This is a genomic window from Thiocapsa bogorovii, assembly GCF_021228795.1.
In the GTDB taxonomy this organism is placed as follows: domain Bacteria; phylum Pseudomonadota; class Gammaproteobacteria; order Chromatiales; family Chromatiaceae; genus Thiocapsa; species Thiocapsa bogorovii.
On record NZ_CP089309.1, the window covers coordinates 2,197,998 to 2,217,154 of the forward strand.

General features: G+C 64.2%; 20 protein-coding genes and 1 pseudogene. 10 read left to right on the forward strand and 11 right to left on the reverse strand.

Annotation, left to right across the window (positions count from 1 at the left end; genetic code table 11):
* Window positions 1-41 precede the first annotated feature (41 nt).
* Window positions 42-2,051, forward strand: a complete 2,010-nt coding sequence (gene uvrB / locus LT988_RS09915; protein WP_232409985.1) for an excinuclease ABC subunit UvrB — start codon at window positions 42-44, stop codon at window positions 2,049-2,051.
* 121 nt (window positions 2,052-2,172) lie between these two features.
* On the opposite strand, the gene LT988_RS09920 is transcribed toward uvrB, so the two are convergent.
* On the reverse strand, window positions 2,173-2,436 hold the full coding sequence (locus LT988_RS09920) for a hypothetical protein (RefSeq protein WP_232409986.1): 264 nt from the start codon (window positions 2,434-2,436) through the stop codon (window positions 2,173-2,175).
* Between the two features lie 211 nt (window positions 2,437-2,647).
* On the opposite strand from LT988_RS09920, the gene LT988_RS09925 reads away from it, so the two are divergent.
* Both LT988_RS09925 and mtgA read left to right on the forward strand, forming a co-directional pair.
* Window positions 2,648-3,355 carry a biliverdin-producing heme oxygenase gene (locus tag LT988_RS09925; RefSeq protein ID WP_232409987.1) on the forward strand — a complete coding sequence of 236 codons (708 nt, stop codon included), beginning with the start codon at window positions 2,648-2,650 and terminating at the stop codon, window positions 3,353-3,355.
* Window positions 3,355-4,185: a monofunctional biosynthetic peptidoglycan transglycosylase gene (gene mtgA / locus LT988_RS09930; RefSeq protein WP_232409988.1), complete on the forward strand. Its 831-nt coding sequence runs from the start codon at window positions 3,355-3,357 to the stop codon at window positions 4,183-4,185. The genes LT988_RS09925 and mtgA overlap by 1 nt, the downstream gene beginning before the upstream one ends.
* Before the next feature lie 29 nt (window positions 4,186-4,214).
* On the opposite strand, the gene LT988_RS09935 is transcribed toward mtgA, so the two are convergent.
* Entirely contained in the window at window positions 4,215-5,267 is a 1,053-nt protein-coding gene (locus LT988_RS09935; protein WP_232409989.1) for a 3-deoxy-7-phosphoheptulonate synthase, read from the reverse strand.
* Window positions 5,268-5,697: 430 nt separating this feature from the next.
* Entirely contained in the window at window positions 5,698-6,297 is a 600-nt protein-coding gene (locus LT988_RS09940) for a histidine phosphatase family protein (RefSeq protein WP_232410558.1), read from the reverse strand.
* Between the two features lie 126 nt (window positions 6,298-6,423).
* On the opposite strand from LT988_RS09940, the gene LT988_RS09945 reads away from it, so the two are divergent.
* The 3 genes from LT988_RS09945 to LT988_RS09955 all read left to right on the forward strand — a co-directional run bounded on the left by LT988_RS09945 (window position 6,424) and on the right by LT988_RS09955 (window position 7,904).
* Window positions 6,424-6,726: a hypothetical protein gene (locus LT988_RS09945; protein WP_232409990.1), complete on the forward strand. Its 303-nt coding sequence runs from the start codon at window positions 6,424-6,426 to the stop codon at window positions 6,724-6,726.
* A gap of 42 nt (window positions 6,727-6,768) precedes the next feature.
* Window positions 6,769-7,239, forward strand: coding sequence for a hypothetical protein (locus LT988_RS09950; protein WP_232409991.1), 471 nt, complete (start codon window positions 6,769-6,771; stop codon window positions 7,237-7,239).
* Window positions 7,240-7,403: 164 nt separating this feature from the next.
* Window positions 7,404-7,904: a bacteriohemerythrin gene (locus tag LT988_RS09955; protein ID WP_232409992.1), complete on the forward strand. Its 501-nt coding sequence runs from the start codon at window positions 7,404-7,406 to the stop codon at window positions 7,902-7,904.
* Here the strand turns inward: LT988_RS09955 and sdhB are convergent.
* From sdhB to LT988_RS09985, 6 genes are all read right to left on the reverse strand, one after another.
* A complete protein-coding gene (gene sdhB, locus LT988_RS09960; protein ID WP_232409993.1) occupies window positions 7,879-8,634 on the reverse strand; it encodes a succinate dehydrogenase iron-sulfur subunit in 756 nt (251 codons plus the stop codon). The genes LT988_RS09955 and sdhB overlap by 26 nt on opposite strands.
* Complete coding sequence (gene sdhA, locus LT988_RS09965) at window positions 8,631-10,520, reverse strand: succinate dehydrogenase (quinone) flavoprotein subunit (protein ID WP_232409994.1); 1,890 nt, start codon at window positions 10,518-10,520, stop codon at window positions 8,631-8,633. The genes sdhB and sdhA overlap by 4 nt, the downstream gene beginning before the upstream one ends.
* Complete coding sequence (locus tag LT988_RS09970) at window positions 10,517-11,149, reverse strand: succinate dehydrogenase (RefSeq protein WP_232409995.1); 633 nt, start codon at window positions 11,147-11,149, stop codon at window positions 10,517-10,519. The genes sdhA and LT988_RS09970 overlap by 4 nt, the downstream gene beginning before the upstream one ends.
* 166 nt (window positions 11,150-11,315) lie before the next feature.
* Complete coding sequence (locus LT988_RS09975; protein WP_232409996.1) at window positions 11,316-12,119, reverse strand: tRNA 2-thiocytidine biosynthesis TtcA family protein; 804 nt, start codon at window positions 12,117-12,119, stop codon at window positions 11,316-11,318.
* Entirely contained in the window at window positions 12,116-12,739 is a 624-nt protein-coding gene (locus tag LT988_RS09980; RefSeq protein ID WP_232409997.1) for a metallophosphoesterase family protein, read from the reverse strand. Before LT988_RS09980 ends, LT988_RS09975 begins: the two co-directional genes overlap by 4 nt.
* A gap of 4 nt (window positions 12,740-12,743) precedes the next feature.
* Window positions 12,744-13,742 (reverse strand): zinc-dependent alcohol dehydrogenase family protein, encoded by a 999-nt coding sequence (locus tag LT988_RS09985; RefSeq protein ID WP_232409998.1) that lies wholly within the window; start codon window positions 13,740-13,742, stop codon window positions 12,744-12,746.
* 166 nt (window positions 13,743-13,908) lie between these two features.
* Between LT988_RS09985 and LT988_RS09990 the strand changes: the two genes are divergently transcribed.
* From LT988_RS09990 to LT988_RS10005, 4 genes are all read left to right on the forward strand, one after another.
* Window positions 13,909-15,483 (forward strand): bifunctional GNAT family N-acetyltransferase/carbon-nitrogen hydrolase family protein, encoded by a 1,575-nt coding sequence (locus tag LT988_RS09990; protein ID WP_232409999.1) that lies wholly within the window; start codon window positions 13,909-13,911, stop codon window positions 15,481-15,483.
* 687 nt (window positions 15,484-16,170) lie between these two features.
* Window positions 16,171-16,671: a fibronectin type III domain-containing protein gene (locus tag LT988_RS09995; protein WP_232410000.1), complete on the forward strand. Its 501-nt coding sequence runs from the start codon at window positions 16,171-16,173 to the stop codon at window positions 16,669-16,671.
* Between the two features lie 179 nt (window positions 16,672-16,850).
* Window positions 16,851-17,354, forward strand: coding sequence for a hypothetical protein (locus LT988_RS10000; protein WP_232410001.1), 504 nt, complete (start codon window positions 16,851-16,853; stop codon window positions 17,352-17,354).
* Between the two features lie 225 nt (window positions 17,355-17,579).
* A complete protein-coding gene (locus tag LT988_RS10005; protein ID WP_232410002.1) occupies window positions 17,580-17,864 on the forward strand; it encodes a hypothetical protein in 285 nt (94 codons plus the stop codon).
* 60 nt (window positions 17,865-17,924) lie between these two features.
* Here the strand turns inward: LT988_RS10005 and LT988_RS10010 are convergent.
* Window positions 17,925-18,260: pseudogene (locus LT988_RS10010) on the reverse strand (chorismate-binding protein); the annotation flags it as partial.
* Between the two features lie 200 nt (window positions 18,261-18,460).
* Complete coding sequence (gene folK, locus LT988_RS10015) at window positions 18,461-19,060, reverse strand: 2-amino-4-hydroxy-6-hydroxymethyldihydropteridine diphosphokinase (protein ID WP_232410003.1); 600 nt, start codon at window positions 19,058-19,060, stop codon at window positions 18,461-18,463.
* Window positions 19,061-19,157 lie beyond the last annotated feature (97 nt).

Here is a 19,157-nt window from a genome sequence, read left to right on the forward strand (position 1 = left end):
CCCAATCATAACGAAACCGCAAACACCCGGCACGTACTCCGATGTCCGAACGCCCTTTTCAACTGGTCTCGCCGTTTGCCCCCGCGGGCGATCAGCCCGAGGCGATCCGCCGCCTGGTGGAGGGCCTAAGTGACGGGGAGTCTGCGATGACCCTACTCGGCGTGACCGGCTCGGGCAAGACCTTCACGATCGCCAACGTGATAGACCGGGTGCAGCGCCCGGCCTTGGTCCTGGCGCCGAACAAGACCCTCGCGGCCCAGCTCTACGGCGAGATGAAGGAGTTCTTCCCGCACAACGCCGTGGAGTATTTCGTCTCCTATTACGACTACTACCAGCCCGAGGCCTACGTCCCTTCGACAGACACCTATATCGAGAAGGACTCCTCGATCAACGAGCACATCGAGCAGATGCGTCTCTCGGCGACCAAGGCGCTGCTGGAGCGTCCCGATGTCATCATCGTGGCGAGCGTCTCCTCCATCTACGGCTTGGGCGACCCGGACGCCTATCTTAAGATGGTGCTGCATCTGAACCGCGGCGATCTGATCGATCAACGCGCCCTGCTGCGCCGGCTCGCCGATCTGCAATACCGGCGCAACGAGATCGAGCTCTCGCGCGGCACCTACCGGGTGCGCGGCGACGTGATCGACATCTACCCGGCCGAGTCGGACGACGAGGCGCTGCGGGTCGAGCTGTTCGACGAGGAGATCGAGAACCTATCGCTCTTCGACCCGCTCACCGGCGAGCAGCTGCGCAAGGTCCCGCGCTATACGGTCTTCCCGAAGACGCACTACGCCACGCCGCGCGAGACCATCCTGAACGCGGTCGAGCAGATCAAGGTCGAGCTGAAGGACCGGCTGACCTGGCTGCGGGACAACGACAAGCTGGTCGAGGCCCAGCGCCTGGAGCAGCGCACCCTGTTCGATCTGGAGATGATGCTCGAGGTCGGCTACTGCTCCGGGGTCGAGAACTACAGCCGCTATCTCTCCGGACGCGGACCCGGCGAGCCGCCGCCGACGCTGTACGACTATCTGCCGGCGGATGCCATCGTCGTTATCGACGAGAGTCATGTCACCGTTCCCCAGCTCGGCGGCATGTACAAGGGCGACCGCTCGCGCAAGGAGAACCTGGTCGACTACGGCTTCCGGCTGCCCTCCGCGCTCGACAATCGCCCGCTGCGATTCGAGGAGTTCCAGGCCCGCCAACCCCAGACCATCTATGTTTCGGCCACCCCGCGCGACTATGAGATCCAGCACTCGGGCGCCGTCGTCGAGCAGGTGGTCCGACCGACCGGCCTAGTGGACCCGGAGGTCGAGGTCCGTCCCGCGCTGACCCAGGTCGACGATCTGCTCTCCGAGATCGGACTGCGGGTCGCCGCCGGCGAGCGGGTTCTGGTCACGACGCTCACCAAGCGCATGGCCGAGGATCTGACGGAGTATCTCAACGAGCACGGGGTGAAGGTCCGCTATCTGCACTCGGACATCGACACGGTCGAGCGCGTCGAGATCATCCGCGACCTGCGCCTGGGCGAGTTCGACGTCTTGGTCGGGATCAATCTGCTGCGCGAGGGGCTCGACATGCCGGAGGTCTCGCTGGTGGCCATCCTGGACGCGGACAAGGAGGGCTTCCTGCGCTCGGAGGGCTCCTTGATCCAGACCATCGGGCGCGCCGCGCGCAACGCCAACGGCAAGGCGATCCTCTATGCCGATCGCGTCACCGGCTCCATGCGCCGTGCCATCGACGAGACCGAGCGGCGCCGCTCCAAGCAGATCCTTCACAACACCGCCGAGGGCATCACGCCTCAGACCATCCGCAAGGCGGTCGCCGACATCATGGAGGGCGCCATCCCGGGCGCGCCCATGAAGGCACGCAACTATGCCAAGGTTGCCGAGGAGATCATCGAATACGCCACCCTGACGCCGCAGCAGATGTCCAAGAAGCTCAAAGCGCTGGAAAAGACCATGTACCAGCACGCGAAGAACCTCGAGTTCGAGCAGGCCGCCGCCGTCCGGGATAAGATCAAAGAGTTGCAGGGACGCGGGCTTGCGGCCTGAGGTTTTTCGGCTCGAGTCCGAGCGCGGTAGCTCGATCCGGCGACGCACTTCATGTTGAGAGACACCTACGCCGAAAACCGATCGATACGCTGCCGACATCGTCGCTTGGTCCGATCAGGCATCAACCGCCACGCCCCGGCAGAACAATCGGTCCCGGTACCGAGACCGCGGGGCTCGGCGAATCGGTGACCGGATCCACCGGCTTGCGCCGAGGACGGACCACGCGAGAGCGACGCCGCGGACGTTGTGGCCGCACGCGCGTGCGCCGCAGCCGTGCATCCGCCTCGTCGGGAGCATGCTCGAAGACGGCGCACACAAGGCTCAGGATCACGAAGATCCCGGAAAGGCACAGCAGGATGACGAAGAGGTCAGTAAGGGTGTTCATCGTCGGCTCCGCAGGGTTTGCACTGGACGGAACCACAGCATGCCGCGGTGGGTGGCTCAAAACGTGAGCCCGCGACCCCGGATACTCGACCGTTCGTCGGTCGAGCACCGTCGGTCTATCGTGCCGCACGACGGACCGGTCTTTTTCAGGGATGACGAGGACGGGTGTTAGACTTGCCGCGAGCGCAGAGCGCAGCGAGCCCGAAGACCCCATGCAAGACATTCAAGACACGTCCCGACCGGCGACCTCCGAGCGACTGGCGGTTGTCCTGCGCCGCGCGACGGCCGAGACACATGAGGCGGTCGAACGCTTGCCCCTGATGACCCGACTCACGTCGCCGACGGTCACCCGCGAAGACTATCTCAAGTATCTGCATGCCTTGGCCGATGTCTACGCGGCCCTGGAGGACGGCCTGCTCGACGCGCTGGACGAGGAAATCCGCAACGATCTGGGGGTTCGACGCAAGTTGCCGGCGATCCTCAAGGATCTTGCTGAGCAGGGCCAGCCGCACGTGCTGCGCACCTCGGCCCAGCTCGCCCCGAGCGGGGCAGCTGCCGCGCTGGGCGGCCTCTATGTGCTGGAGGGTGCAACGCTCGGCGGTCGGGTGATCGCGAAACACCTGCGCCGCTGTCTTGGCCCGGTGCTGGGCTCCGCCGGTTTCCTAGACTTTCACGGCAAGCAGTCCGCGGCGGCCTGGAAACGCTTTGCGAACATCCTCGACAGCCTTCCCGTCCACGGTCGCATGGATCCGTCCGAGGTGATCGCAGGCGCACTTGCGACCTTTACGGCGATTCATCGGATGCTCGAAAGCCCAGGCGCATGGAGCGCACCCGCACGGGCAGATCCGTCTCCCGTCGGATTGCCGTGCCGGAGGCGGAGACACCTGAGGGACTCGGTTCCACCCACCAACGAGGATTGATGAAGGACGACAAGCAAGGGTCGGAAACGCTCGGAGTGGATCGCGGGATCGAGGCTGGACACTATGCGGCGCCGGGCGAGCCGTTGTCGCAAACCCGCGTCTTTCACATCCGATCCATCGGCCATGACCGACATCCGCTGACCCGCGTCGGTCGCTTTCTGCTCAGAGCGTTGGGCAATCTGGCGCTGCTCTCGATCGCGCTGGTCTTGACGCTACGCTGGGTCGACCCGCCCGCATCCGCCTTCATGCTGCGGCACGCCTTTAACCTCTGGCGACTCGACCAATCGCCGCCCTACTATCATCAGACCTGGGTACCCTGGGATCGGATCTCGCTGCCGACTCGCCTGGCGGCCATCGCCGGCGAAGACCAGCGTTTTCCGAGCCATCGGGGTTTCGACCTGATCGAGATTCGCCTGGCTTGGGCCGACTATAAAAACGGCGGACGCCTGCGCGGAGCCAGCACCATTACGCAACAGGCGGCCAAGAACCTCTTCCTCTGGCCGCGTTCGGATCTGCCGCGCAAGCTGCTCGAGGCCTGGTTCACGCTGCTGATGGAGCTCCTGTGGCCGAAGGAGCGCATCCTCGAGGTCTATCTGAACATCGTGCAGTTCAGCCCCAACACCTACGGTATCGGCGCGGCCAGCCTGCGCTATTTCGATCGACCGGCGAGCGAGCTGACCATGCGCGAAGCCTCGCTGCTGATCGGCGTGCTGCCTGCGCCCGGACATTATCGTCTGGACAAGCCCTCGGAACGTTTGGAGCGACGCGCGGCCTGGATCAGCGATCAGGCGAGCCGACTGGGTGGCATCCGTTACCTGGACCAGCTTTAACGCCGGATTTCGGGTTTCCGGATCCGGGGTCAAAGGCCGCGGCGGCGCGCGACGGCATCCGCAAGCTCCTGCAGCATCGGCACCGTATCGTCCCAGCCGATACAGGCATCGGTGACGCTTTGACCGAAGACCATACCGTCGCTCGAGGCTAGGTCTTGCCGTCCCCCGACCAGGTGACTCTCGATCATGACGCCCATGATGCCGCGATCCCCGCGCGCGATCTGACCGGCGACGTCCTGGCAGACCCGCACCTGTTTTTCGGGGCGCTTGCGGCTGTTGGCGTGGCTGAAGTCAATCATGATCTTTGGCGTCAGACCGGACTCGATGATCTGCTCCGCGGCGATGCTCACGCTCTCCGTATCGTAGTTCGGCCGTTGGCCGCCGCGCAGGATGATGTGGGTGTCGACGTTCCCTGTGGTGCTGAAGATCGCAGACTGACCCTCCTTGGTGACCGACATGAAGACGTGCGGACGCGCCGCGGCGTGAATGGCATCGATCGCGACCTTGACATCCCCGTTGGTGGCGTTCTTGAAACCCACCGGGCAGGACAGACCGGAGGCCAGCTCGCGATGGCCCTGGCTCTCGGTCGTACGCGCACCGATGGCGCCCCAGCTCACCAGGTCGGCGATATATTGCGGGCTGATAAGATCGAGGAATTCGGTCCCGGCTGGGATCTGCATACTGTTGAGGTCCAGCAGGAGCTTGCGCGCAATGCCGAGCCCCTGGTTGATCTCGAAGCTGCCATCCAGGTTCGGATCGTTGATCAGGCCCTTCCAGCCGACCGTGGTCCGTGGTTTCTCGAAATAGACACGCATGACAATCAGCAGGCGATCGCTCAGCGCGTCGCGGACGCCATGGAGACGCGCGGCATACTCGAGCGCGGCACGGGGATCGTGAACCGAGCATGGACCCGCAACGACCAGCAGGCGATCGTCCCGACCGTGGAGGATCTGCTGAATGGCGTGGCGCGTGGAATAGACGGTCTGCGCAGCCGCCTCCGAGATCGGGAATTCCCGGTGCAACGCGCTCGGGGAGCGGACTTCTTTGATTTCGCGGATGCGCAGATCGTCGGTCTTTTGCATGGTCTGGGGTTACAACGACGTCGAAAGCCGTTGAGTATAGCCCAATCGTCCCGGTCTCCTCTCCTCGATGCTCGGGCACAGCCCGCGCCACGCGCCGGCACAGGGCGTTATGGGGGCGTGATCGCGAGCCTGCAGAGCGACGCCGCGGACTTGTGGCGTCGTTCATGATATCGGCCGGTAGGGTGGACGAGTGCGAGCGAAGTCCACCGAACCCGGCGCCGGCGCTGGTAGACTGCGCTCCGCCGTCCACCCCGCGCAACGTCATCGCGGTGGCCGGCGTGACGAGCACCGCCCGCGCTCGTGACCGCCCCTCCGCTCAGGTCACCGGTAGCCATCGTGCAGCAGTTGCACGACGGCGAACGGACAGGTATCCGGAAGATCGGCAGGATTCAAGTCCATCTCGAGCGCCGCATGCTGGCGAGCGTTAGCACTAACACAGCGTCCGCGCGTTGACCCACTCGATGCTCGGACCGAGACGCCCGTGACGGACCCGCACGAGCCCGGCGTAGTCGATCCTGATGCGATACCAGCGGCGCGCATCGGCACCGAGCAGATGCCCGACCAGCGCCCGCATCACACCGGCATGGCAGACGATCAGCAGCCGGCGACCCGGATAGGCGGCCAAATGACGGGCGTAGGCATCCGCAACGCGCGCGAGCAGGCGCTCCAAGGGCTCGGCGCCGGGCGGGCGCTCGCCAACGGGATCCCGATAGAAGGCGGCGAAGCGCTCGGGCTCCTCCTCGGCAACCGCGCTGCGGGCACGCCCCTCCCAGGCGCCCATACCGACCTCGATCAGGCTCGGGTCGACGACCAGCGGCAATCCGTATCGCCCGGCGAGATCCGCGGCAAAGACACGGCAGCGCGACATCGGCGAGCTGATGACCTGATCCCAAGGCGCCGCCTCGCCGAGCGCCTCGGCCATCTGCGACCAGCCCGCCGGGCTGAGCGGATCGTCGGTCCCGTTGCCGCGATAGCGCGGACCGCCGACGGGCTCGCCGTGACGGATCAGATCGACCAGGATCTCGGACATGGGCAGGCTCGCTTTGGTGGACCGCATCGATGGCTCAGACTCGGCCTTGGGTTCGGCCTCGGGCAGACGTAGCAGTCGGAGAGGCAAGGCGCTAGAGTGTAGCGGATATCAACCAGGGCAGACCTTATGAAGAACAAGATCTACGAGGGCATCGACAAGCAGCAGGGCGGCGCCATGACACCGACCGCCAACATCATCCGAGACGCCTGGGTGTTCGGCATCATCCCCGAGGAGCAAACCTGCGCGGGCTGGACCATTCAGGGCATCGAGGACCTCTACGACAAGGTCACGGAGGCATGGCACCCCTACGGACATCTCGTCTCCAGACTCCCGCCCGAGTTGCGCGAACGACATGAGCGGATCTATTCGGCGGCGATCGAGAAGGCACGTGCAGCCGGCTGGGATCCGGAGCTCGGCGACAGCGACTGAGTCAGCACCGTTTCCAGTGGCGGCCCATCGACATCCGGATCCATGGGACATTTCGACATGGCCGACTACTTGATGCACGAGACCTTCTTTCGACCCGACGAGGCACATGCGTACGAGCAGACGCGGATCCCGGCAGCGCTTTACAACGGGATGCAGCTGCTCCTGCGACGCAGCGCTGGAAAAGCCGTCTTCATCCCGATCCGCTCCATGCAATATCAGGCCGTGGTCGATCGCGAGGAGGTCGTCTTCGTGGACAGCCACGGCGGTTATGCCTACCAGGACGGCGAAGGCGGTCGCCTGATCCGTATCGCCTGGCGACCGGCGGTCGGACGGGAGTCCATTTCGGACCCCGTCGATTGTGAGGTCGTCTACTATTACAAGGATCTAAAGGAGACACAGACCCGGCTGCTCGGCGAGATCCATATGGCGATCAAACAGATGCTCGAGCGCCAGCGAACCACGGGAGAACCGACGCAGACCCCGCGGGTCTTAGCGTTTAGGCGCCCCGCCTAGTTACCGGTGCTTGGCCGAGGACAAGCTCCGACCCGCCGGCACGACAACAACAAGATGTCCCTTGGTCTCGACGACACAGCGGACCCTGCGCCCGACCCATCCCGGGAGGGCGAGACCTTTCGGCGCCCGCAGGCTGCGGCGCCGGCTGGACGACGGAGGACCCGATGACAAGGCTTTTGGCTTGGCACGACGAATGGTCACTCAACATCGAGAGCCTGGATGCAGAGCATCGTGGGCTCATCGAGCTCCTCGCGGATATCTGTCACCGTTTCGGTCCCGAGGCGTCCCCGCGACGCTCCGGCGACGCCTCCGCCCTCATTGATGCCCTGACCGACCTCGGCGAGGCCGCGCGGGAGCACTTCAAACGCGAAGAGGACATGATGCATGCAGTCGGCTACGAGGACATGGCCGAGCACCGCACAGAGCACGCGCTCTTGATGGCCGAGTACACCGATCAGCTACGCCACTGGCGTGCCGAAGGGATCGACGTCTTCGACGAGGAGGCGCAGAACAACGCGCGCGACTGGATCCTGGACCACATTCTGGGCGCGGATCGCGATTTCGCGAAGGCATTTCACGAGATTGAAGGCCACTTGCCCGCTCCGGGCCACCCCCATGACGTGGCGGAGCAGTCCCGCCTCAACGCGGCCCGAAGATATCCTTGAGCAACTGCACCGTGGTCTGACGCCCAAGCTCGCCGATCGCCGTCGTCAAGGGGATCTCCTTGGGGCAGACCCGGACGCAATTCTGCGCATTGCCGCAATCGCTCAACCCACCATCGGCCATGATGGCGTGCAGGCGTTCCGTCTTGTCGTAACGCCCGGTCGGATGGGCGTTCATCAGGCGGACCTGGGCCAGCGGCGCCGGACCGAGAAAGTCCGAATCCGTCCCAAACTGCGGACAGGCGGCCATGCAGCAGCCGCAGGACATGCAGCGGCTGTAGAGATAGTTCGCCGCCCACTCGCTCGGTCCGATGCGCGGGGCGCCTTCGTGCGTGTCCCAGACGCCGTCGATCTTGATCCACGCCTTGACCTGCTTGAGACCCTGATCGATCCGACGGCGATCGACCAACAGATCGCGCACGACCGGAAACTTCGGCAACGGCTCCAGCCGGATCGGCTGCTCCAGCTCGGCGACCAGAGCCGAGCAGGATGGTCGCGGCACGCCGTTGATCAGCAAGGCGCAGGCGCCGCACACCTCTTCCATGCAGTTGTGCTCCCACACGACCGGATCGACCCGCTGGCCCGAGACCGTGACCGGATTCTCCCGCAACGCCATCAGCAGCGAGACGATGTTGTGGTCCGAACGCCCAGGGATCGCAAACTCCTGCCAATAGGGCGCGCTGTCGGGTCGGTCCTGACGACGGATACGCAAATGGATCGGCTGCTCGGTCATCGGTAGTCCCTCGGCTCGGTCGGCGGATAGACGCTCAAATCCACCTCCTGGTAGCTGAGCCGAGGCCCGTCCTCGGTGTGCTCGGCGATGGTCGTCTTCAGCCACTGGGCGTTGTTCGCGTGCCAGCGCGCGCGATACGTCTCGAACTCGGGGTCGCCTGCGAACTTCCCCTCCGGAATCGGGATCCGAAACGCGGGTTTGTAATGGGCACCGCGACACTCGTCGCGGGCCAGTGCGCCCCGGGCCACGACTCCGGCCAGCTCGATCATGTCGCCGAGTTGACGCGCGAAGGCCAGACTCTGATTCGACCAGGTGCTCGACTCGCCGAGCCGGGCGTTGCGCAAGCGGTCCCGTAGCACCTGAAGCTCGCCGACGGCGGATTCCAGCTCCGGGTTCGAGCGCACCACACCCACCTTGGCCGTCATCAGTGCACCCAGCTCCTTCTGAATCAGATACGGCGTGTCCGCTCCATCGGCCCTCATGAGATCCGCGTTGATCGCCTGCTGGCGCGCGACCTCGGCCTGCGGGATCTCCGGAGCCAGAGACGCGCCATCGGAGGCGAGCCCCTTGAGATAGCTCACCACCGACTCTCCGGCGATGCGTCCCGAGTAGCTCGCCGACAGGAGCGAGTTAGCACCCAGTCGGTTGGCCCCGTGATAGGCGTAGTCGCACTCGCCGCAGGCATAGAGTCCGGGGATGTTGGTGGCGTGATTGCGTGGGCTGTCGGGTTGAATGCCGCCGTCGGCCGAGCGCTCGAAATCGACCCAAAGGCCGCCCATCCCGTAATGGGCCGCCGGAAAGATCTCCATCGGCTCGGTCATGGGGTCGACACCGGCGAACTTGCGATAGATCTCCAGGATGGCGCCCAGGCGCGCGCCGATGAATGCCGCATCCAGGTGCGTGAGATCGAGATAGACCCGGTCACCGCCGTCACCGCCGATGCCCAGCCCCATCTGTCGGGTCACGGTCCAGATGGCGCGCGCCGCCTCGTCGCGGGCCACCGTGTTGCCGTAGGCCGGGAAGAACTCCTCCAGAAAATAGAAGCGCTCGGACTCCGGGATGGTCTTGGGAGGTCGCCGGTCGCCGGGCGTCTTCGGCACCCAGATGCGCCCGCCCTCCCCGCGCGCCGCCTCGCTCATGAGGCGATTCTTGTCGTGCCCCATCATGGCGGTAGGATGGAACTGGAAGAACTCGGCGTTGGCCATCCAGGCACCCTGTCGGTAGCAGCGGCTCGCCGCAGCGCCGGTCGAGTTCGTCGACGTCGTGCTCTTGGGCGCATAGAGCTGGCCCATGCCGCCGCTCGCGACCACGATCGCATCGGCCGCGAAGGCTCGCACCTCCAAACTTTTCAGATCCATCGCCACGATGCCGCGACAGACGCCGTCGGCATCCAGCAGCAGGGACAGAAACTCCCACCACTCGTGCTTGACGACCTTGTCCTCGGACTCGAGTCGCCGGACCTGCTGGTCGACGCCGTAGAGGAGCTGTTGCCCCGTGCTGGCACCCGCAAAGCAGGTCCGCTTGTTCTTTACGCCGCCGAAGAGACGCTGATCGAGCAGTCCCTCGGACGTTCGCGAGAAGGTCACGCCCATGCGCTCGAAGGTGCGGATCAGGCCGGGGGCATCCTCGCACATGGCCTTCACCGGTGGCTGATTCGCCAGATACTCGCCGCCCTTGACGGTGTCGATGATGTGCTGACGGATCGAGTCGTGCTGCCCCTTGCTGTCGAGCACGGCATTGATACCGCCCTGCGCACAGACCGAGTGGCTGCGCTTGACCTCGAAGAGCGAGAAGAGCTCGACCGGAAAGCCGGCATGGGCGATCCGCAAGGTCGCCCAGAGCCCGCCCAGGCCGCCGCCGATGACGATGACGTTCGGCTTGCTCATGACAGAAATCCCATCAATCCATGGATACCCATGGCCGACAACAACAGGCCGATCAGGACGCAGAACCAACCGAACAGTCTTTGCGCACGAACCGAGGTTGTGAGCCCCCAGACGATCGCCATCGAGGCGAGCCCGTTGGCCAGATGAAACACCGAGAGCGCCAGTCCGAGCAAATAGATCCCGAGCATCCAGGGTTGGGTCAACATCGCCTGCATATGGGCGAAGAGATCATCGCCCACACTCGGGTCCCAGAGTCCGGCAATCCGCGTCATCCCCACATGCAGCAACAGAAAGAGCAGGATGCCGATGCCGGAGATCCGCTGCATCCAGTACAACAGGTTGCGCGTGTAGCTGTAGCGAGCCAGCTCGGAGCGCATCTGAGCCGTGATCACCAGTCCGTAGCCTGCATGAAGGAGCAGGGGCAGTGCGATCACGAAGATCTCCATCAGGGGCAGATAATTCATACCCTTGAGCGCTGCAACGACATGCTCGTTGTAATGCTTCGCACCGAAGCGCGACTGAGAGTTCTCCCAGAGATGGAAGATCAGGAAGGCGCCGACGGGGAGCAGACCAAGCAGGGAGTGCAGGCGACGCAGGAGAAAATGCGGATTGTCGATGGATGCGGACATGGGCGAGCGGACAGCAGGAACCAGAGGCAAAGCTTACCGTGATCAGGTTGCCGAGGATCTGATCGGGCTCAGTCGAGTGTGATGTTGGTCGGTAGAACAGCGTGAGGCGGCCGGTCTTTGGTGTCGGTTGTCGGGTGTCGGCTTCCGGCCAACTTCATGAACGACCCTATCGACGCCCTTCGGCTGGCGGCCGGCGGACGTACGCGACCGCAGGTGGCTCCCCGGGGAGTCCGCCTTCGACCATGATCGGCTTGATCGCATGCAGGATGTTGGCGAAGAGATGACTGTGCTCGGCCTCTTCGCGGGACAACAGGGCCTTCATGTGCTCGCGTCGGGTAGGCATGGAAAAGCAGGCCGGGCATGAGTCCAGGACGACCGGGAGCCCGGCGCGCTCGGCATAGTCCGCGGTCTGGCGCTCGCGGCAATAGACCAGCGGACGGATGATGCGCACGTCGCCTTCGCTGTTGAGATAGTGGGCCTTCATGGTGCGCAGTTGGCCACCGTGAAACAGCGACATCAGCAGACTTTCGGCCAGATCGTCGAGATGCTGGGCCAGTGCGAGCACGCCATAGCCCTGCTCGCGGCAAATGCGGTACATGATGCCGCGCTTCATGCGCGAGCAATAGGCGCAGAAGGAGTCGCCGTCCATATGCTCCTTAGCCTGATCCATCAGGGGCTGCTGCTCGTAGAACCAGGGCACGCCCAAACGTTCGTAATAGTCCTTGAGGTGCTCCGGATCGAATCCAGGTACCTGCGGATCGACGGTCAGCACCGCCAGATCGAAACGCACCGGGGCATAGGTCTGCAGATGCTTGAGGATGTGAAGGAGGGAGAGCGAATCCTTTCCGCCCGAGACCCCGAGCAGGATGCGGTCGCCCTCGCCGATCATGCGGAAATCCGCGATGGCGCGGCCGACGAGACGCAGCAACGACTTCGGGGGTTTCGGCTGATTGCGAGTGATAGGGCTCATGTAAGGGTCGTCTTCGCGTGCCGTACGACTTTGCGATCGAAAACCGGGGCCTTGGAACGGCGGGTTGCGAGGAAGGCGAACCGATGGACCTCGACCTGCCAATCGGTCTCGCCGGCAATCAAGAGCAGGCAGGAAGGCCCGCCGTAGGTTCGGGTCCGGCCGGCAGCACCCGGATTCAAAACCCAGGGCACCGTGTCCATGTCCAGAACAAGCCGATGGCTGTGCCCGTAGACGATCGCCCGTGCCATCGGGAAGCGGGCGCGTAGACGCGCATGCCGGTCGCGCGCCGGACCCTGATGGCCGTGGATCACGACTAAGCACCCACCCGGCAGCGCGAGCTCGAGCCATTCCGGAAGCTGGCGCAAGAGGTCATGATCGCGCTCCGGCCATCGGCGCGAGACATCGTTGTTGCCGAAGACGGCGAACACGCGTCCGAGACCGGGCTGCATCCGGGCCAGGATGTCGGCATTGCCGATATCCCCGCCATGGATCGCCAGATCGCAGGTCGTGACCATGTGTTCGACACGCGCGTCGAGGTGTCCGTGCGTGTCGGACAGGATCGCGAGGCGCAGTCTGCGGCCGGGTATCCGAGCAATCACCCCCGCAGCACCGGAGCCCATCGCCCTACTCCATGGTCAACGCGAGCTTTCCGGTCACATGACCCGTCTCGAGACGCTTATGCGCCTCCTGAACTTGCTTAAGCGGGAAGGTCTCCGAGACATGGATATGCAGGTCGCCCCGGTCGATCAGCTTGGCGCAGCGGCGCAGGATCTCGCCCTGATGGGTTCGTGCCCGCGGCAGATCCCGAAGCATCGGGGTCAGCATGAGCTCCAGGCTGATGCGCAGATTGCGCACCCGCGCCTCCTTCAGATCCAGGTCGGGCCCGGGATCCAGAATCGTCACCAAGTCCCCGTAGTGCGCCATCGCCGGGACGGTCTTGCGGAAGACATCCGGGCCGACGGTATCCAGCGCGATATCCACGCCCTGCCCTTCGCTCCACTCCATCACGGATTCGACGAGGTCCTCTTCCTTGTAGTTGATGCAATACTCGGCGCCGAGCGCATGGACGAAATCGGCCTTCTCCGAGTTGCTGACGGTCGTGCAGACGCGCGCACCGGCCGCCTTGGCGAGCTGGATCGCGACATGCCCGACCCCGCCTGCGCCACCGTGGATCAGAACCCGCTGCCCCTCGGCCAAACGCGCCCGGTCGTGCAGGGACTCCCAGGCCGTGAGCAGCACCAGCGGCGCCGCGGCGGCCTCGACGAACCCGATTTCGCGCGGCTTGGCCTGAGCCAGATGGTTGTCGAGCAGGATATACTCCGCATAGTTGCCGACCGGACCACCGAGCCCGCCCCAGCAGAACCAGACCTCGTCGCCCGGCTTGAAGCGCGTGACCGCCTCGCCCGCAGCCTCGACCACGCCGGCCCCGTCGCAGCCCAAGACCGCCGGCAACCCGTTCGGCACCAGGGGACCGTTGCTGCGGATCTTGGTATCCACCGGATTCACACCGGCGGCCTTGAGCCGAACCAGGATGTCGTCCGGCCCGCCGATCTCGGGACGAGGCCGATCGACCAGTTGCAGGACGGCCGGCCCGCCGGTCTCGCGCATCTCGATTGCCTTCATGGACGTTTCACCTCGTGTCGTAAGTCTTCTGAATCCACTACCGACGGCAGCGCTCGGGGCATGCTAGCCCCATCGACAGGTTCGGCACAATCCGAGGAACCGGCCGAAAGCACGGCCGGAACCGAGCCCTGCCCTGATCGCCAGCCATCACACCGGAGTACCCAGCATGTCCAGCACGGCCAAGACCAAGCACCCGAAACCGCCTTTGATCGTGCGCAACGCTCGCGTGAAAGACATCCCCCACATCCGCGGCCTGGTTTCGCGCGTCTATCAAGCCAGCGGCATGGGAACCTATTCGCGGGCCATGCTTCTCGGCCAGATCCACAACTTCCCCGAAGGGCAGTTCGTCGCGGAATACGAGGGTGCCATCGTCGGCTACTGCGCCACCTTCCTGATCAACGGCGACGTGGCTCTCAAGCCGCACACCTGGAACGAGATCACCGGGGGCGGCTACGCCTCGCGTCACGATCCGAACGGGGACTATCTCTACGGCATGGAGGTCTGCGTGGACCCCGATTATCGCGGGTTGCGGCTGGGCCAGCGCCTCTACGACGAACGCAAGAAGCTGGCCCGCTCCTGGGACGTCAAAGGCATCGTCTTCGGCGGGCGCATCCCCTCGCTCGGCAAACGCCTGCGGCGTTACGGGACTCCGGATGCCTATCTCGAGGAGGTCAAGGCGAACCGATTGCGGGATCCGGTCCTGACCTTCCAGATGCGTAACGGCTTCGAGGTCTTGGGGCTGTTGCCGCGCTACCTGCCCGAGGACAAGGAATCCGAGGGATACGCGGTTCACTTGGTCTGGCGCAATCCCAATGCACCGGACGAGAAGGAAGAGCAGCGCGCCAAGAGCTACGGAGGCCGGTTACCCGACACCGTACGCGTCGCGACCGTTCAGTACATGCAACGCCGGGTCGGCTCGTTCGAAGAGTTCACCGATCTGGTGCGCTACTTCGTCGACGTCACCGCCGACTATCGGGCGGACTTCGTCGTTTTTCCCGAGCTCTTCACCCTGCAGCTACTTTCGATGGAGGATCAGGAGCTCTCGCCCGCCGAGTCCATCGAGGCCCTGACGAAGTACACCGAGCCGCTCAAAGAGGCGCTGCGCGACATGGCCGTGCGCTACAACATCAACATCATCGGCGGCTCACACCCGACGCGGATGCCCAACGGCCGAGTCGAAAACATCTGCTACGTCTGTCTGCGCAGCGGCGAGGTTCATGAGCAACCCAAGATCCACCCGACTCCGAACGAGGTCTACTGGTGGAACATTGAGGGCGGTCATTCGCTGAACGCCATCGAGACCGACTGCGGCCCCATCGGTGTCCTGATCTGCTACGACGCCGAGTTTCCGGAGCTTGGCCGCCATCTCGCCGACCAGGGTGCAAACATCATCTTCGTGCCCTTCTGCACCGACGAGCGACAGTCCTATCTGCGGGTACGCTACTGCGCCCAGGCACGCGCAATCGAGAACCAGTGCTACATCGCCATGTCCGGCAATGTCGGCAACCTGCCGAAGGTCCACAACATGGACATCCAGTACGCACAAAGCTGCATCCTCACACCCTGCGACTTCCCCTTCGCGCGCGACGGTGTCGCCGCCGATACCACGCCGAATGTCGAGACCGTGGCCTTCGCGGATCTGCGCCTGGAGGCCCTGCGCGCCGCCCGCAACTCGGGCACGGTGCAGAACCTGAAGGACCGCCGGCACGACCTCTATACAACCGTGTGGCGGGAACGCTGAGGGCCGGGGTCGAGGATCAAGCGTGCAGACCGCAATCGCGCTCGAGCTGAAAGATGCGGGTCCGCTCCGCCCGGCCGCGCTCGACGTTTGCTTTACGCCGCGCAGTCGAGCCGACGCTATCGATCGAGGACACGATCGCGCGTTACCTTGCCGATCGGCCCCCGCAGCTCTATCGCGGGGGGCCTGAGCGCGGCGGCCGGGATCAGGACATCACCGCTCAGGGAATCACCGCCGCCTTGATCTGCTCCGCGGTCAGCGCCCGGGCGCGCATTCGAAGACGAAGCGCATGGGATAGTCACGCGGAAATTAGCCGCCTCGCGGGGCCAAGCGGCGGTGTTGACCTCGAACATGTCGGGGGGTGTCGAGTAGGCACAGGCTCGCCTCGCACGCCGATAGGCAGCCGCTCCGTACCGCACCGCACTCGCACCCGGTCGTCGTCACGGGAGTGCATGCCATTTCCATGCAATAGCAAAAGGTAATCACGCAACATCGCAAGCTTGACGTATTCTCTCGATTGCCCCATTTTTCTACTGTGTACTTGAGACTCGCGAATAGATGATCGATTTTGTTGGGATCGGACTCCGGAAGGAAGACTTCCCTTCCTTAGAAGATTCAGAATCCTCTGCAGACCTACCCAATTGTTCGGATGCCGACCCCTTCCATGCGGATCCGGCATGAGCCGACACAATGATCGAACCTACCGCAACCCCTGAAGCGCGATTGCTCATGTCGACCATCAGGCATCGACTGAGGTCTTCGAACGAAGATCGCGAGGAGGCCTGGTTTCGCAATCACGGGCGCCGCTTCGCATCGCGGCGATTTGTTGTTTTCGGGTGGGCCTTGACTGCCGTCTCGTTCGCCGGAGACTGCTTCGGTGCGGACGTGCGGCTCACCTGGAACCCGGTGAATGATCCACGAGCAGCGAGATACCAGGTCCATTTCGGGCAAACGAGCCGGACATACGCAGGCTCGCTGGATACAACGCAAACGACCGTCGTCATCAATGGCCTTACCCCCGGACAGCTCCACTATTTCGCCGTACGTGCCTGTACGCAAGACGGCCGAGTATGCAGTGAATTCTCGAACGAGGTGATTGCCGCCATCGCGGCTGACGGCGAAGCGCTTCCGGTTGAGCCGTGCTGGGCGTGCCTACCGAATCAAGGAGGCTGGCGCATACTGTTGAAATGAGTTCGGATTGCCACGCGGCCGCGGCGTTCCGAATGTGTTCAAGCGCACTCTAAGACTCCGCCGGCATTCTCACGATACAAGCTCGGCGCCTTGACGTTATGACCTTTCGATATAACCTGCTCGTGGTGGTCGCAGCGGTGACTGCGGCTCTGGCTCTAACCCCGGACGAGCAGGGACGAATGCTGTCGCAACCGAGCGAACATGAGCGGATCTTATCTCTGGACGATGGGCCGCCTGCCGACGGAAAGACGCCCGGTCCCGCCACCGCGGCCGTGCCTTCGGTGACTCACGAGACATTCCGCTCGGATGCGAAGAGCGTAGGAATGGCCCGGATGACAGGCCGAGTCGAACGGCGACGCGGTCACGGCATCAGTGATCCGATCCCCGTTGAAGAAACCGGGCTAGTGACCAGGCCCGAAGTGGTGGATATCGGGGAACTCCTCGACGCCGATGCGCTCTCCGCCGAGTCGGCTGACGCTCGGGAATCCATGCCAATTCAGATCGGCGGGATCATCGACGCGAACGATACTGATGTTTGGTATCTTTCCGAAACATCCGTCGAGGTCATCGAGATCGGCGCCCGGCTCGACGCCGATTTTCCATGGCCGGAACACACTCAGGAACGGGAGCCCGTGGACATCGGGCCACCAATCGAGCCCGAAGGACTCGGCACCTTGTTTTGAGGCGATGGTCCTGCGGGTTTCGGTGCGAAACCCGAGCGCGTCGGCCGCCGTTTACACCTATCCGGTATACGGCCCGACCCACAGCACCATCTGCTCCTCAATGTCTTCAAACGTGGAAGAATGCCGGGGGCACCGATGAATTTTGTTTCGATCACCAGGAAAGCAGTCGTCGCTGCAAGCCTGCTTAGCATTTTGTCCAGCAGCGCGGTCTTCGCGGCCGAGGCCATGATTTCGGCCCAGGTCAATCGGGTTTTGATCTCGGCCGACAGCGCTTACGGGGGCTGCATGGCCGCCCTGAGTGCCGATCCCCAGGACGTCTTGCCGGCGTGCCTCGCCGACTGGGTGAGCTTCAGCTGCAGCGGTCACTTCACGGATGCGGTCCGCGGGTTTCGGATGTTGGACCAAGCACAGCTCGCCCTCGCCACCAACAAGAGTGTCCTGGTCGCGGTGGACGACAGTCGCCGCCACAATGGCTATTGTTTCGCGTCTCGCATCGATGTGATCCGATGAAGCGGGTTGGATGAGCTCCGATTGCTTCGGGCGACTCCAAGCGCTTCGGCCTGATACCGATCAGGACGTCAGCAGAAACGCAGTCTCGTCTACCGGAAGCACCTGAAATAGCGTTGGGACAGGCACGCTGCCGATGGCGCAGACCTTGCCCAGATCGTTGTACAGCAGATCGGTAATCATGAGGCTTTCGGCCCGGTCCTTCGTGCTTTGGCGCAGAGATTCCGCGAGCATCCGATCCTCGGCGGAATGACTCCGCGGCCTGGTCTCTATGATCAGCCTGATCTCGGCCCGCTCGCCGCGCACTCGCAGGAAACGCTCGGGCGAGGAGCAAAGGATCCGGCAGTCCGGTGTCTCGCGATAGGCCCGAAACGGCGCAGGATTCAGCCGCCGAAGGGCCTTGTACGCCTGTCAGGCGGCGCGCCCTTTTTCGGGAATAACCCATGAGCGCACGGCATGATGAGCATCGTTCGCACCCCAAGCGAAAATCGCCGCCGCACAATGATCCATCTCTTCTCGGGTACCAGAGGCATGAGCTTCGGCTTCGACGCACACCCTTCGTTCCGAGTGGGCGCCGCATTCGACGGCGAGCGCAACATCTAGGGGTGACCGTCGGAGCTCCGGATGGGGCCCGACCCGCTCCGAGACGGTTTCCCCTCGGGATCCGAGTCGCCCAAGGGCTTCACCCCGTCGCGCGCGCATCGCTCTAACAGCTCGACCAAAATCCCGACGCCGGGCACAGCAAGATCCGGCGGCGCAATATCGGCCAGCGGGACCAGCACGAAGGCGCGTCGGGCCATCTCCGGATGCGGGATCGTCAGGCCGGGCTCGTCGAGGCTTAGGTCGCCGTAGACGAGGATGTCGAGATCCAGGATACGCGGCCCCCAACGGGTACCATCGCGCCGACGGCCGTGGGCCAGCTCGATCCGATGGAGCTCCGCCAAAAGAGCCTGCGGTGCCAGCCGTGTCTCGAGACGAACCGCCGCATTGATGTAGTCGGGTTGGCCGAGCGGGCCGACGGGCGCGGTCCGATACAGTCGCGAGGCGGCTCGGAGACGGGTTTCAGGCAGCGCGGCCAGCTCGCCGATGGCTGACTCGATCTGACGCTCCGGCTCCTGTAGATTGCTGCCGAGGCCGATCCAGACGGCGACCGGCGCACCGTGGGTCAACCGGCGGGAGGAAGGGTCAATCAGGGTCATGGAGGCCGCCTCGAACGCATCCGCAAAAAGACCGCCCCCGGCATCCGTTCTCGCGGATGTCCGGGGGCGGTCGGCGCACGCGCGATAGCGTGCGATC

Bases quoted from the DNA above. Each gene is read 5' to 3' on its own strand.
- LT988_RS09935 (WP_232409989.1), bottom strand. From the start codon at position 5,267: ATGCAAAAGACCGACGATCTGCGCATCCGCGAAATCAAAGAAGTCCGC.
- folK (WP_232410003.1), bottom strand. From the start codon at position 19,060: ATGACCCTGATTGACCCTTCCTCCCGCCGGTTGACCCACGGTGCGCCG.
- LT988_RS10005 (WP_232410002.1), top strand. From the start codon at position 17,580: ATGATTTCGGCCCAGGTCAATCGGGTTTTGATCTCGGCCGACAGCGCT.
- LT988_RS09945 (WP_232409990.1), top strand. From the start codon at position 6,424: ATGAAGAACAAGATCTACGAGGGCATCGACAAGCAGCAGGGCGGCGCC.
- mtgA (WP_232409988.1), top strand. From the start codon at position 3,355: ATGAAGGACGACAAGCAAGGGTCGGAAACGCTCGGAGTGGATCGCGGG.
- LT988_RS09920 (WP_232409986.1), bottom strand. From the start codon at position 2,436: ATGAACACCCTTACTGACCTCTTCGTCATCCTGCTGTGCCTTTCCGGG.
- LT988_RS09980 (WP_232409997.1), bottom strand. From the start codon at position 12,739: ATGGGCTCCGGTGCTGCGGGGGTGATTGCTCGGATACCCGGCCGCAGA.
- sdhA (WP_232409994.1), bottom strand. From the start codon at position 10,520: ATGAGCAAGCCGAACGTCATCGTCATCGGCGGCGGCCTGGGCGGGCTC.
- LT988_RS09950 (WP_232409991.1), top strand. From the start codon at position 6,769: ATGGGACATTTCGACATGGCCGACTACTTGATGCACGAGACCTTCTTT.
- LT988_RS09990 (WP_232409999.1), top strand. From the start codon at position 13,909: ATGTCCAGCACGGCCAAGACCAAGCACCCGAAACCGCCTTTGATCGTG.
- LT988_RS09925 (WP_232409987.1), top strand. From the start codon at position 2,648: ATGCAAGACATTCAAGACACGTCCCGACCGGCGACCTCCGAGCGACTG.
- LT988_RS09995 (WP_232410000.1), top strand. From the start codon at position 16,171: ATGATCGAACCTACCGCAACCCCTGAAGCGCGATTGCTCATGTCGACC.
- LT988_RS09975 (WP_232409996.1), bottom strand. From the start codon at position 12,119: ATGAGCCCTATCACTCGCAATCAGCCGAAACCCCCGAAGTCGTTGCTG.
- sdhB (WP_232409993.1), bottom strand. From the start codon at position 8,634: ATGACCGAGCAGCCGATCCATTTGCGTATCCGTCGTCAGGACCGACCC.
- LT988_RS09985 (WP_232409998.1), bottom strand. From the start codon at position 13,742: ATGAAGGCAATCGAGATGCGCGAGACCGGCGGGCCGGCCGTCCTGCAA.
- LT988_RS09940 (WP_232410558.1), bottom strand. From the start codon at position 6,297: ATGTCCGAGATCCTGGTCGATCTGATCCGTCACGGCGAGCCCGTCGGC.
- LT988_RS09955 (WP_232409992.1), top strand. From the start codon at position 7,404: ATGACAAGGCTTTTGGCTTGGCACGACGAATGGTCACTCAACATCGAG.
- LT988_RS09970 (WP_232409995.1), bottom strand. From the start codon at position 11,149: ATGTCCGCATCCATCGACAATCCGCATTTTCTCCTGCGTCGCCTGCAC.
- LT988_RS10000 (WP_232410001.1), top strand. From the start codon at position 16,851: ATGCTGTCGCAACCGAGCGAACATGAGCGGATCTTATCTCTGGACGAT.
- uvrB (WP_232409985.1), top strand. From the start codon at position 42: ATGTCCGAACGCCCTTTTCAACTGGTCTCGCCGTTTGCCCCCGCGGGC.